The following is a 13,296-nucleotide window of genomic DNA, read 5'->3' on the forward strand; positions in this document are numbered from 1 at the left end:
GATTATTTCTTGCTGGGCGTTAGGGTGTATTCTTGTGCTGGTGCTTTAGAAAAAATACTCGAGAAAAAACCTCGTTTTGGCACTGCTCCTAATTCGATTTTCAAAGCTTCATCACGCGTTAGCGTACGCATAGACATCCGTTCGTTCGCTACTGGACGATCGCGCCCATCAGTTTCTACTTTGGCGATGCTATCAACCGCGTCTAATCCATCAATAATTTCACCATACACCGTGTATTCTCCATCCAAATGTGGCACGCCACCGACCGTGGTATAGGTTTCACGTTGTTTCGGTGTCAGCTTTTTCTTTAAGCGCATCGTTTCCAACGAATCCAATCCCGCTTCGGAGAACTTCTTGCCTTGTACCAAGTAGAATTGTGACCCCGAAGATTTCTTTTCTGGATTATTATCGCGCGCAGCGCCAATCGTACCTTTCTTGTGGATGAGTTGCTCTTGGATTTCTGCAGGCACATCGTAACCGGGACCGCCTTCGCCCAAACTTTGCTTATCGACCGCAAACTTAGACCCCGGATCTCCACCTTGTATCATAAACTGATTAATCACGCGGTGAAACAATAGGGAATCGTAAAAATTCGCGCGCACCAATCGCACCATATTATCGCGGTGCAAAGGCGTTTCGTTGTACAATTTCAAAATGGCATTGCCTTTTCCCGTCTTGATCTCTACATAATAGTGAGTAGGTGATTGCGCATATATCGCGCTGTTGCTCAATAACAACGCGAAAACTAGTAATATCGTGGCCTTAAATAACCTGTGCATCTTCAAAATAATCTATGATTAATGATTTGATAATTAATTCTTGTTCCATCAGCGTATAGTTGGGGATTGGCTTCACCAATTCCCAGTGCGGCCAACCTTCTTCATCCAAGCCCTTTAGTTCGTAAAAACCCATAGAGCTGAACAAACGGCAGTTAGCGATATGCATCAGCTCTTCTTTCTGTCTTTTAGAAAATTCCTGCGGGCCCTTGCCCAATTCCTGTACACCGATGAGAAACAACATCACCTTGAGGTCAGGGATATCCATATCAAACTGCTCAGCGAGAACCTGTTGCAGATGTGCCCATTTCTTATTTACTTCTCCGGCGTTCATGCTTTGTCCTCCTGCTTTTCGGATTGCCAAGTTTTCAACAAGACTCGCGCTTGTGCAGCAATCATATCGTATACCGGCTCAAACATCGTATCATCGAAATACGGATCGGGCACTTCGCCTTCTGGCAAGAACAAAGTTACTTTCTCGCGTTGTTCATCCGTTTTAGCTTGTTTAATCACATCGCGGTAATTTTGCCGATCCATCATCAGAATCTTATCAAAGCGATCGAACATATTCGGTTGAAACCATTGCGCTTGCTGCGTAGATATATCCAATCCATAGCTTTTTGCTGTCGCGATGGAGCGTCGGTCTGGCGCTTGGCCAACATGCCAATCGCCCGTTCCGGCAGAATCTACCTGCCAATCTAATCCTTCTTTATCGATCAATGCTTGCATAATACCATGCGCCAAAGGCGAACGGCAAATATTACCCAAGCATACCATTAATATCTTCATGTATTGCTAGTCCATTTTTGTTGGTGATCGAAATTACTACATTATGCGGAGATATTATAATTCCGCTGCCGCAATGGCCTAATTTGTCAAAAACAAGAAAGCCTCCCTGTTCTGGGGAGGCTCTTCCATTGGGATGGAAACTATCTACTTTTTATCGTTGCAAGGGCACATTCATTTCACGAATGCTTCCTCTACGTGGCACCGCCACGATGTTAATCATATTTCTACGTGTATTAGATAAAGCACTTTCTACATCATCTACGTTGTTCACTGGTTTACCATTGATTTCGGTGATCACTAAACCAGCCTCATAACCAAAGTACTCGAACAATCCACCACGGTGTACCTGTGCGATCGTAACACCAGAATTGACACCCAATTCTTTTTTCTTCGCATCGGTTGCTGGCACAAAGCTAGCTCCTAGTTTATTAAAGATTTCCGCACCGCTAGCCGATCCACTTTCAGATTCTGCGGCTGTTTTGGTTTCCTCACCTTTTAAGGTAATCGTAACGTCTTTCTCTTTTTTGTCGCGTTTGTACGTCAATTTCACTTTATCACCCGGGCGAAGTCTCGCTACGCGCTCTTGTAAATCTGGAGTCGATTCAATCGTACGTCCTTCGATTTTTGTCAGCACGTCACCACGTTTGATACCTGCGGCTTCTGCTGCACCACCTTTCACCACATCTCTTACATAAAGACCGGATACATCATCAATACCGAACTCTTCGCGAGTTGCTGCATTGATTTCCGTGAAAGTAACACCTACATAACCACGTTTTACGCTACCAAATTCTTTGAAATCATCCAATACTTTTTTGGCTAAGTTGATCGGAATAGCAAAACCATAACCAGCGTATACGCCCGTTGGAGAAGCAATAGCCGAGTTGATCGCGACCAATTCGCCGCGTGCATTTACCAAAGCACCACCACTATTACCACGGTTTATCACCGCATCCGTTTGAATAAAGGATTCAATCGCCGTATTAACCATCAGCTCTTGCTGTTCCTGCGGACTACCAAATCCACGTGGACGTTGTTGTTGCTGTTGCGATTCACCCAAAATACCGATTTGACGACCTTTTGCACTTACAATACCGGCGGTAACTGTCGATTCTAAACCAAGTGGATAACCAACGGCTAAAACCCACTCACCTACTTGCACATTATCTGAATCGCCTAGTTTTACGATTGGCAAATTGCTGCCGCTAACTTTGATTAATGCTAAATCCGTATTGGCATCACGACCAATCACTTTCGCTTCAAACGTACGTTTGTCGGTCAGTTTTACTTCAATCTTGTCTGCATCTTGTACCACGTGATTATTCGTCACGATATAACCGTCTGGCGAGATAATCACACCAGATCCTGATCCGGTAGATTGACGTGGTTGCTGCTGTCTGCGTTGTTGCGGCATACCAAAGAACTCTTCGAAAAGATCAAACGGTTCACCGCCGCCACGTTGCGAACCTTTTGCTGTAGACGTGACTGTAATATGTACCACTCCCGGTGTCACGGCTGCTGCTGCTTGTGTAAAATCTGGATTTCCGGTAGAAGACATAATCTCTGCACCCGGATTATTTGCATAAAAAACTTTCTGCTGTTCTTCGAAAGTCATCCGATCCAGCTGCCGGTTCTCGAAGAGCTTATAGCCCCCCAATGCGATAGCTCCTCCTATCGCCGCTACTAACAATGTTGCTCCTATTTTTTTCATAATGATTTTAATTCTTGAAACATAAATAAACACCGCTACTAATCCGATGATATTTTGATTAAGTCAAATGTAATACCATGCGGCCTGCTGGTACAAGTTTTGTCAGTTAAATAATGTTAATCAAAAACGCATTTGATGCGCTTTTAACAAGATTTAACCATATTGGTCTCTTTTGTAACAAGATTATTAAATTTGTACCATATTTTAAAGGACATGAGCAGAAAAATTGCATTCTCTAAATATCAAGGCGCAGGCAACGATTTTATCTTAATAGATAACCGTAATTACGATTTTGACCATAACAACCATGATTTAGTGTCCAAAATGTGTGATCGCCGTTTTGGTATCGGCGCTGATGGTCTTATGCTATTGGAGTATACAAAAAATTCTGATATTTCGACCGATTTCGACATGATTTACTATAATGCCGACGGTCAAAAAGGTTCGATGTGTGGCAATGGCGGACGCTGTATTGTTGCTTTTGCGCGTGATCTTGGCGTTATCAAGCAAGACACTGTCTTTATGGCAGTTGACGGCTTACATCATGCCAATATCCAAGGCGATCAAGTACAACTTGGCATGATAGACGTAAACAATTTCGTTCGCGATGGCGAAGCGTACATCTTGCAAACTGGATCTCCGCACTATGTTGAATTCGTATCCGAACTGGCAGACTTAGATGTCTTCACAGTCGGCGGGGCGATCCGAAATAATGAAACCTACAAAACCGACGGTATCAACGTAAACTTTGTGGAGAAAGAAGGAGAAGATGCCTATTTCTGTCGTACTTTCGAACGCGGTGTAGAAGATGAAACATTTGCTTGTGGTACTGGCGCGACGGCCGCAGCGATGGCCATTGCCCTGCAAGAACAACGAGAAGGACATCAAAAAATTGGCATTCGTGTATTAGGTGGCCAATTACGCATTGCCTTCGACAAGCAAGGAGATTCATTTACCAATGTCTGGTTACACGGCCCTGCCAAATCGGTATTTCAGGGCGAATTTTAAACTCTAGCAGGAGAATGGTATATTAGTGGTCTTTTTTGCGAGACAGCACTACAATCATTTCATGCAGCAAGTTGATTCCAATCTTCCTTTTCGTTTAATTTACTCTTTGGGTGAGCACCCTTATTTGGGCTACCTTATCGAGCCGCATGTGGTGCAGCTCAATAGCAATGGATCGCTATCACTCACGTACAAAAGAGTGTTTAGCAATACGGCTGCCGAGTACGCTGCAGGACTATCTGATGCGGATATGGAGATGATTCGCTTGCTCGATGAAGTCGAGCAGACGCATATCATCAAGCGGTATCACAAAAAACCGATTCGTCCGGCAGATTACTTCACCAAGATATTCGATCAAAAAATATATCAGTTTGTTCGCCCCAAGATCGAGCAACGACTGCTCAAGGTGCTCGACAAACTCCAAGGCCGTCCGCTCTATCTGATGAGCAAAAAAGATGGTTACCCGGCTGAAACGAGATTGGAAATTGCGCAAGAGCCTGCCTCTATCCTATTTCATTTCAGAAGAAATGAAGAAGAAACGCGCTATTTCCCGACCATCAAATACCAAGGACACCGCATGGAGTTTATGTATAAAGATGCAAGTGTCATTATACAAGAACAAGCTTGGTTGTTACTCGAAGGCACCCTGTATCATTTTGATCAGCCACTGGATGGCAAAAAGCTCAGTCCATTCTTACAGAAGCGTTTTATATCGGTCCCTCGCAGTACGGAGAAGAAGTATTTTGAAACCTTCGTGACCAATCTCATCGAACGCCACAATGTCTACGCCGAAGGTTTTGATATCAAAACGATGAAGGAAGATGCCATACCCATCTTAACCATTCGCTACGCGGAAGGACAGGCGCCACAAGTAGAGTTGAGCTTTCGCTATGGCGACTACACCTTTCCGCCTAGCATCGAGCGCTCCATCACCGTTCGTTTGCAACACGATGAGGAACAAGATACGTACACCTTCACCCGAATCAAACGATCCGTGAAATGGGAGCAGAAACAAGAAAATGCGCTGATAGAATTGGGTTTACAATCCAAAGATCGCCTCTTCGGCTCTTTCGGTGTAGCCGCTGCTTCAGGTGAACACAGCTTTTCGATCTTCGAGTGGTTGAACAAGCATATCGAACAGTTAGAAGCATTGGGCTTTGTCGTCGAGCAACAAACCGGCGCGAAACGTTTTTTCTTAGGTTTGGCTAGCGTCGACATGACGGTAGAGGAGAACAATGATTGGTTTGATCTACAAGCTTTCGTTTCCTTTGGGCCATACAAAATACCATTCGTGCAATTGCGCGATCATATTCTCAATAGGATTCACGAATTCGTCTTGCCCAACGGCGAGATTGCCGTGATTCCCGAAGCTTGGTTTGCACAGTACGAGCATTTGTTTCATTTCTCCCACTCCACCGATGGGTTGAAACTGAATAGAATGCATGTCGGTATTCTCCAAGACATCAGCGAACATGCGATGGTTTCTTTCCAACGTAAATTGGAGAAATTGAACTCGTTTGAAGAGATTGAGCAGATGCCGCCGCCGATGCATTTCAAAGGACAATTACGCGCATATCAGCAGGCGGGCTACAATTGGTTTCACTTCTTGCAGCAATACCGTTTTGGTGGTATTCTGGCGGATGATATGGGATTGGGTAAGACCGTACAGACCATTGCGCTATTGCAACGGCAAAAAGAAAACCGTGCCGAAGGCGAGCATGCGGTCACCTCTTTGCTGATTTTGCCCACCTCGTTGCTCTACAACTGGCAGAAGGAAGCTGCCCGTTTTGCGCCAAAACTCCGAGTGCTCTTACATACGGGTTATGCACGTACTAAAGATTCTTTTACGTTTACACACTATGATCTGGTGATTACGACCTATGGTGTAGTCAGAAGTGATGAGGCGTTGTTTAGCGCATTCTTCTTCGATTACATCATTCTCGATGAAAGTCAGCACATCAAAAATCCGCGATCGAAATCGTTTAAAGCTATCAAAACTTTGCGTAGCAAACATCGCTTGGCACTCACGGGTACACCGATTGAAAATTCGGTAGCCGACCTTTGGACGCAGATGCACTTTTCGAATCCCGGATTATTGGGCAATTACCACTATTTCCAAGAGGAATTTGTGATTCCGATCGAGAAAAAGAAAGATGAGGACCGTGCGCAACGGCTGCAAGCGATGATCAAACCATTCATCCTGCGCCGCACGAAGAATCAGGTGGCTACGGAACTGCCTTCCAAAACGGAGCAGATCGTGTATTGCGCCATGAATGATAAACAAGCGGAGTTGTACGATAGCACGAAATCGGCTTATCGCAATGTATTGTTGGACGGGCCTGCGCCAGGCGAAAACAGTCAGATGACTTTGTTGCAGGGTTTGATGAAATTGCGGCAGCTGGCCAATCATCCGCATATGGTAGATCAGGAATACGCCGACGGCTCGGGAAAATTTGATGCTGTACTGGAAATGTTGGAATCCGTACCTACCCAAGATAGCAAGATTTTGATCTTCTCTCAGTTTGTGAAGCATTTGGATATTTTTCGCCAGCATTTCGACCGCAAGAAAACGAAATACGCATACTTGGATGGTGGCACGAAAGATCGTGAAGCGGCGGTGAATCAGTTTAAAAACGATGCGGAAACACGCATCTTTCTGATTTCGATCAAAGCTGGTGGCGTGGGTCTAAATCTGACAGAAGCGGATTATGTGTTTATTCTGGATCCGTGGTGGAATCCGGCGGTAGAGCAGCAAGCCATTGACCGCAGCCACCGCATTGGCCAAGAGCGCAATGTCTTTATCTACCGCTTCATCAGCAAAGATAGCGTAGAAGAAAAGATCGTATCCTTACAGAACCGCAAAAAGAAACTCTCTTCCGCGCTAATCACCACAGAAGAGAGTTTCGTCAAATCCTTATCCCGCGAGGACCTAAGTATCCTCTTAGAGTAATCGGCTTATTTGTATAGTATTCGGAACTTGATCGTATTATCGATCTGCTTGAGTTGTTTCAACATCTCTTTATCATACTGTGCGTCCACATCGGTGATGGCATAGCCAATGGCATCTTTTGTCATCAAAAACTGGGAGAAAATATTGACTTCATTCTCTGCGTACACCTTATTGATCTGCGCCATAATGCCCGGTACATTCTTGTGAATGTGTATCAGGCGATGCGCATGTTTCAACTTTGGTAAAGTCATGGCCGGGAAATTGCGACTCATATAGGTATCGCCATGATTGATGAAGTCTGCCATCCGACGTGGAATAAATTCGGCATTGCGTTTTTTTTGTCGTTTATCATCAAAGATGACCACGCCTTTTTCGCAACATACCGTGCGTGACACATTGCCTTTTACATCACCTAGATAGCCTAATACTTTGAGCTTATTCGCACGACGGAGCTGATCGGGATCTACTGTGACATTATCTCCCAGAAGCAACATGCCGACATCCTTCACGTATTTCTCCTCAAAGCTGTCTTTGATACGAACCGAAAAGCCATCATTCTTCAATATCTCGGCGGCCACATTAGGTACATTGCCAATGATCAGACATAAAATTCGATTTTTCGGATACGAGATCGCACGTGGTAAATCATTGACATACAAAAACTCATCAAAACTTGGCGTGACGTGATCCGCCTTTTCGGTAACAGATTGCCGCGCAATATTCTCCGTAAAAGCATAGAATCGTTCGATCAATCCAGACTCCTTCAACTGAAAATCAGAATAACCATCGCCAATACCAAACAAACGGCCTTGTACGTTGAGTTCTTTCAACAATTTTACCTTTCCCCCTTCATCAGAAAGTGGATTGGTATCGTCATAGCCTACAATATTGCCTTCGTCATCAAATAAGAAGGTGTTGGCATAAATATTTTCGGTCTTGATACCGTAGGGCGCCACGACGGGCGTAATAAACTCCTTAAATCCACCAGATACAATCCATGCCGTATCGGCATTGGCTTGAAAGAAAGCACGATTGCGATCGAAGGATTTGGAAACCTTCTTTTTGAGGTGTTTGATCAATTGATCTAGATGAGTTCTATTTGCTTTTAGCAAACTGATGCGGCCAGTAAGGCTTTCGCGAAAGGAGATCTTTCCTTCCATCGCCAAATTGGTATAGCGTTCTATTTCGCGGTATACGGTTTCTTGTTCGGGACTTCCTTCTAGTGATATTCTGGCTAATTCGTCCAGCGCTTCTACTTGTGTAAATGTGCTGTCGAAATCAATGATATAATAATTTTTCACGCTCCGTATGGATTATTTGGCATAATATGCCTGGTATACATTTTTAAGGGTTTCGGCTACTGGCACGAATTGATGGGCAGTAAGTCGAGTGATCTTGGAATTGTCGTAGCTCAATTTTTCGGAAGCTGCTCTGGCGGCATATTTGGTGAGTACCGAAGGCTGTCCGAACAGCGTCGCTTTTACCTTGGCCAATCGCCATGCGATCGACATTAAGGTTTTGCTCGCTTGAATGGTGGGTGCTGGTTTTCCCATTAAGGCACTAATATCCGTCAGTAAATCGCGTGACAATACATTCTCACTGTTTAAAATAAATCGCTCACCGGAGATTTCGGAATTCATCAGCCAAATCATAATACTAGCGACATCCGTGACATCAACGATACCAACGGAGCCGATTGGAAAGATTTTCAGTCCTTTTTTGACTTGGTCGAATAAGGCATTGGCGGCAACTTTGCCTTTGCCCAATCCTACGCCCATCATAATCGATGGATTGACAATCACCGCATCCAGCCCTTCTTCCATCCCGCGCCACACTTCCATCTCCGCATCATGCTTCGCACGAGAATATAGAGCCGTTTTTCGTGTCATCTCCCATTTTGCCTCTTCAGTAACGGGCTGTCCGTCTTTGTTAGGCCCCAGCGCTGCAATAGAACTAACATGCACCAAACGTGCCTGATGCTCTACACACAGATTCACGATATGCTTAGTACCTTCTCTATTGATTTGTGTGATCTGGGCAGCATCTCTCGATTGATTGGAAATCATCGCCGCGCAATGGTACACGTACTTAATACCTGAAAACACTTCCTGCAGGGCGAAATAATCGGTGATATCGGCATCTTCCCATTGTACCAAAGAAGATGCTTTCAGCGCATCTGGTATAATAGATTGTGGTCGCTTTAGAGCGATAATGCTATGCCCTGCATCTATCAACTTTTTGATCAATACAGATCCCAAAAAACCGGTTCCTCCAGTTACTAAAATCATCTTCTACCTAGGTGTTTGACATTGCTTCCTTCAAAAGTATAGTAATTATACATACCATGCAAATGCTTATTTGTGGGAGCAAAAGCGAAGGAATAAGTGCATCTTTGTGGTAAACAAAAGCGATTTATTTACGTAAAGTACTTTTAGCATCACCATATTCATGACTTTAGCAGATTTTTTTCAACCGATAATCCTTTCTGAAATTACGTCTACCACGGATTTTCTTAATTCACAACTCGGCAAAACCATCACACGTTACGAAGATAGTTTCCCTGATTTGGAGGATGCCGATACTAGACCGCATCTGGCTATTGTGGGTGTGGAAGAAGATCGTGCCGCGGTGAATAACCGTGGAACTGCGAAAGCGCCGAATGAAGTGCGTAAGCATTTATATGAACTCTACGAAGGCGATTATACGCTGAGAATTGCTGATTTAGGAAATATCAAAGCCGGTGCTCGCATCGAAGATACGTATGCAGCACTACGCAATGTGGTAGAAGAATTGGTGAAAATGCAGATTGTACCCGTGATTATTGGCGGCGGACAGGATCTGACTTATGCGCAGTACCAAGGTTATGAAAATCTGGAGCAAAAAGTGGAGGTCGCGGTTATTGATTCTCGGTTTGACTTGGATCAGGAAAGCGACGAGAATACTAAACTGAACTCGACAACGTATCTCAATCACATCATCTTACACCAACCAGATTATCTGTTTAGCCTGAGCAACATTGCCTATCAAACGTATTTGGTAAGCAAGGAGTCGATCAACATGTACAATAAGTTGTTTTTCAATACCATGCGCCTTGGCGCGATTACCGGAAAACTAGATCAGTCTGAACCATTGATCCGCGCAGCGGATATGGTGAGTTTTGATATGGGTGCGATCCGCGCTTCGGAAGCTGGCGGCAATGCGAATGCGACTCCTAATGGATTATATGGTGATGAAGCTTGTCAGCTAGCGCGCTATGCGGGCATGTCCGACAAATGTTCGTCGGTAGGATTCTATGAATTTAACCCAACCTTCGATCCGATGGGACACAGCGCCATGTTGGTCGCTCAGATGATCTGGTGTTTTGTAGATGGTTTTTATTCTCGTAAGGGCGATGCTCCGATGTATCCAAAATCCAATTACATCATCTATCGCACTTCTTTAGAGAGCGACGATTACGAATTGGTATTTGTGAAAAGCAAAAAATCTGATCGTTGGTGGATGCAAGTGCCCTATTTCGGCACCAAATCGGTGAACGAACGATTTTTCTTGGTGCCATGCCGTTATGAGGATTATCAATTGGCCGTAGATGGCGAAATGCCGGATTTGTGGTGGCGTACGCATCAGAAGTTGCAGTAGGTGTTTTTATTCAAACTTTTTCTTGATAAAAAGTTTGGCAAAAATCAAGACTGCGTCCCTTACTGCGATCCATCCTCAGAAATCCTGAACAAAAAATAAACTCGCTGCGCTCAAACAGATTTTTGTTCTTCACGGATTTACTTTCGGACAGCTTCACGCAGTCGGAACGCTAGGTCGGTTGAAGCAGGAATTTTCCAACTCATAAAATGCCGCCTTAGCGGATTGGCAATTGTAGTAGGATGCACGGACGTTCTGCCAATACGGTCAGCGGCGAGTTTAGCTTCGCTGAGCACTTCGTGGTTTTGCATACTTTTTTACGGGGAAAAAGTATGCGCCTGCCCGGTTTGATGGCAATACTAATCTAAAAATCAATACCCCCTCGCGACATCATCCCCACGCGGATCTGCGCCAGTTTGCAATTTGCCGTTCGGCAACACAATAATATTCTCTACACGACCGATATTGCCACGTTCGTAGAATTTGTAACCTGCTTGCTCTAAGCTTTTGCGCGTATCAGGTTTGATAGCGGCATCTTCCACATCAATCTGATCGGGCAACCACTGATGGTGAAACCGCGAAGCGGAAACCGATTCTTGCGCATCCATGCCGTAATCAATCACGTTGGTAATCGTTTGAAATACTGACGTAATGATCGTAGAACCTCCCGGTGTGCCGACAACCATAAATAACTTACCTTCTTTCTCCACGATCGTTGGCGTCATCGAACTCAGCATACGTTTGTTTGGCGCAATAGCATTGGCTTTGCCGCCGACCAAACCGTATAAATTAGGCACGCCTGGCTTCACCGAAAAATCGTCCATCTCATTATTTAATAAGAAACCGGCACCTTTCACCCACACGCCCGCACCGTAAGCGCCATTCAACGTCGTGGTCAACGAAACCGCATTACCATCTTTATCGACGATACAATAATGTGTTGTTTCCTCCGACTCATAGCCTGCGAATTTAGAAGCTAATACGTCACTGCTTGGTGTCGCTTTGGCGAAATTGATTGCTTTCATGCGCGATTTATTGCGGTCGTTGTCCATCAATTCCTTCAAAGGCACGCGGTGAAAATCCGGATCGCCCATGTGCGTCGCGCGATCGGCATAGATGCGCCGTTCGGCTTCTACAATGACACGCACGGCAGAATCACTTTGAAATCCCCAATCTGTCAATGGATACAATTCCACCGATTGCAATAAAGCGATTAGCGCAGCACCGCCGCTTGATGGCGGCGGCATGGATATCACGCGGTAACCGCGATACATTCCTTCTACCGGTTTGCGCCATACCGCTTGATAATTTTCCAGATCCGCTTTGCTCATGATACCATTGCCACGCTGCATTTCTTTTACAATATGATCGGCTGTCTCGCCTTTGTAAAAACCATCACGACCATCATTCGCTACGCGCTCTAAAGTGCTCGCTAACTCAGGCTGCTGAAATATATCGCCCTCTTTCCATGCTTCGCTACGGATAATCGCTGCGCCACCGACATTGAGTTTGGAAAAAAGCTCCTGATGCTTATTGAATTCTTCGGCTTGCATGCCGGTAATTTGGAAACCTTCTTTGGCTAGCTTGATTGCTGGTGCAACGAGGGCTTTCCAATCCATAGAGCCATATTTCTCATGCGCGGCAACCATTCCGGCCACGGTGCCCGGCACGCCTGCTGCCAGCTGTCCATGAAGACTTAAGTCTGTAATTGCATTGCCATCGGCATCCAAGTACATGTCTTTATCAGATTTCTCGGGTGCTTTCTCTCGAAAATCCAAGGCATCTACGCTACCATCGGGACTTCTGTACAGCATAAAACCGCCTCCGCCGATATTTCCTGCATTTGGATATACGACGGCCAAAGCAAACTGTACCGCGATAGCCGCATCGATGGCATTACCGCCATCTTTTAAGATTTGCACGCCCACATCAGAGGCCAATGGATGAGCTGCGACTACAGCGCCGTGTTCGAATTCGTTTGTTTGCGCGCCATCGGGTGTATTGCTCTTGTTTTGGCAGGAGCTGAACAGCAAGAACGCGATTAAAAAATGAGATAGTATTTTCATGTGTGTTGTTTGCTTGTTGGTATTTTTATTATTTGAGCTTCTCGTTATTGGCATGCCGATCGGCATCGCGTATGGTTTTCTTTTCCAAGTTCTTTTGCAATGCTTCGGTGAGATTAACGCCGGTTTGATTAGCCAAACAGATTAATACAAAAAGTACATCAGCCATCTCATCGGCTAGATTCACTTCTTTATCGGAAGCTTTAAATGATTGCTCTCCATATTGACGCGCCATAATACGCGCCACTTCGCCGACCTCTTCCATCAACATAGCCGTATTTGTTAATTCATTGAAATACCGTATGCCTGTCGTATTGATCCATTCGTCTACCTTTATCTGTGCTTGCTCGATCGTCATATTTTCTTTTG

Annotated in this window: 11 protein-coding genes; 3 read left to right on the forward strand and 8 right to left on the reverse strand. The window is 44.9% G+C overall.

Translation table 11 applies throughout. The features are described 5' to 3' along the window. Positions 1-2: 2 nt before the first annotated feature. The 4 genes from GKO22_RS03335 to GKO22_RS03350 all read right to left on the reverse strand — a co-directional run bounded on the left by GKO22_RS03335 (position 3) and on the right by GKO22_RS03350 (position 3,276). Positions 3-779, reverse strand: a complete 777-nt coding sequence (locus GKO22_RS03335; RefSeq protein ID WP_166332662.1) for a peptidylprolyl isomerase — start codon at positions 777-779, stop codon at positions 3-5. Next, positions 763-1,110, reverse strand: coding sequence for a hypothetical protein (locus tag GKO22_RS03340; protein ID WP_166332663.1), 348 nt, complete (start codon positions 1,108-1,110; stop codon positions 763-765). The genes GKO22_RS03335 and GKO22_RS03340 overlap by 17 nt, the downstream gene beginning before the upstream one ends. After that, positions 1,107-1,565: a low molecular weight protein-tyrosine-phosphatase gene (locus GKO22_RS03345; protein WP_166332664.1), complete on the reverse strand. Its 459-nt coding sequence runs from the start codon at positions 1,563-1,565 to the stop codon at positions 1,107-1,109. Before GKO22_RS03345 ends, GKO22_RS03340 begins: the two co-directional genes overlap by 4 nt. Positions 1,566-1,716: 151 nt before the next feature. Beyond that, positions 1,717-3,276 carry a Do family serine endopeptidase gene (locus tag GKO22_RS03350; protein WP_206367789.1) on the reverse strand — a complete coding sequence of 520 codons (1,560 nt, stop codon included), beginning with the start codon at positions 3,274-3,276 and terminating at the stop codon, positions 1,717-1,719. A 213-nt stretch (positions 3,277-3,489) separates the two neighbouring features. Here GKO22_RS03350 and dapF point away from each other — a divergent pair, with 213 nt between their 5' ends. Then, entirely contained in the window at positions 3,490-4,284 is a 795-nt protein-coding gene (dapF, locus tag GKO22_RS03355; RefSeq protein ID WP_166332665.1) for a diaminopimelate epimerase, read from the forward strand. 61 nt (positions 4,285-4,345) lie between these two features. Then, a complete protein-coding gene (locus GKO22_RS03360) occupies positions 4,346-7,231 on the forward strand; it encodes a DEAD/DEAH box helicase (RefSeq protein ID WP_166332666.1) in 2,886 nt (961 codons plus the stop codon). 5 nt (positions 7,232-7,236) lie between these two features. Here the strand turns inward: GKO22_RS03360 and GKO22_RS03365 are convergent, their stop codons facing one another. Beyond that, positions 7,237-8,532 carry an HAD-IB family phosphatase gene (locus GKO22_RS03365; protein WP_166332667.1) on the reverse strand — a complete coding sequence of 432 codons (1,296 nt, stop codon included), beginning with the start codon at positions 8,530-8,532 and terminating at the stop codon, positions 7,237-7,239. A gap of 12 nt (positions 8,533-8,544) precedes the next feature. Next, positions 8,545-9,519, reverse strand: coding sequence for an NAD-dependent epimerase/dehydratase family protein (locus GKO22_RS03370; protein ID WP_166332668.1), 975 nt, complete (start codon positions 9,517-9,519; stop codon positions 8,545-8,547). Positions 9,520-9,679: 160 nt separating this feature from the next. On the opposite strand from GKO22_RS03370, the gene GKO22_RS03375 reads away from it, so the two are divergent. Beyond that, positions 9,680-10,867: a formimidoylglutamase gene (locus GKO22_RS03375; protein ID WP_166332669.1), complete on the forward strand. Its 1,188-nt coding sequence runs from the start codon at positions 9,680-9,682 to the stop codon at positions 10,865-10,867. 368 nt (positions 10,868-11,235) lie between these two features. Here GKO22_RS03375 and ggt read toward each other — a convergent pair whose 3' ends face one another. Both ggt and GKO22_RS03385 read right to left on the reverse strand, forming a co-directional pair. Next, complete coding sequence (ggt, locus tag GKO22_RS03380; RefSeq protein WP_166332670.1) at positions 11,236-12,930, reverse strand: gamma-glutamyltransferase; 1,695 nt, start codon at positions 12,928-12,930, stop codon at positions 11,236-11,238. A 28-nt stretch (positions 12,931-12,958) separates the two neighbouring features. Beyond that, positions 12,959-13,285 (reverse strand): nucleotide pyrophosphohydrolase, encoded by a 327-nt coding sequence (locus GKO22_RS03385; RefSeq protein WP_166332671.1) that lies wholly within the window; start codon positions 13,283-13,285, stop codon positions 12,959-12,961. Positions 13,286-13,296: the final 11 nt, after the last annotated feature.

The organism is Sphingobacterium chungjuense, assembly GCF_011316935.1.
In the GTDB taxonomy this organism is placed as follows: domain Bacteria; phylum Bacteroidota; class Bacteroidia; order Sphingobacteriales; family Sphingobacteriaceae; genus Sphingobacterium; species Sphingobacterium chungjuense.

Coding starts and splice junctions, on each gene's coding strand:
- dapF (WP_166332665.1), top strand. CDS start 3,490: ATGAGCAGAAAAATTGCATTCTCTAAATATCAAGGCGCAGGCAACGAT.
- GKO22_RS03340 (WP_166332663.1), bottom strand. CDS start 1,110: ATGAACGCCGGAGAAGTAAATAAGAAATGGGCACATCTGCAACAGGTT.
- GKO22_RS03385 (WP_166332671.1), bottom strand. CDS start 13,285: ATGACGATCGAGCAAGCACAGATAAAGGTAGACGAATGGATCAATACG.
- GKO22_RS03360 (WP_166332666.1), top strand. CDS start 4,346: ATGCAGCAAGTTGATTCCAATCTTCCTTTTCGTTTAATTTACTCTTTG.
- GKO22_RS03370 (WP_166332668.1), bottom strand. CDS start 9,519: ATGATTTTAGTAACTGGAGGAACCGGTTTTTTGGGATCTGTATTGATC.
- GKO22_RS03375 (WP_166332669.1), top strand. CDS start 9,680: ATGACTTTAGCAGATTTTTTTCAACCGATAATCCTTTCTGAAATTACG.
- GKO22_RS03345 (WP_166332664.1), bottom strand. CDS start 1,565: ATGAAGATATTAATGGTATGCTTGGGTAATATTTGCCGTTCGCCTTTG.
- GKO22_RS03350 (WP_206367789.1), bottom strand. CDS start 3,276: ATGAAAAAAATAGGAGCAACATTGTTAGTAGCGGCGATAGGAGGAGCT.
- ggt (WP_166332670.1), bottom strand. CDS start 12,930: ATGAAAATACTATCTCATTTTTTAATCGCGTTCTTGCTGTTCAGCTCC.
- GKO22_RS03335 (WP_166332662.1), bottom strand. CDS start 779: ATGCACAGGTTATTTAAGGCCACGATATTACTAGTTTTCGCGTTGTTA.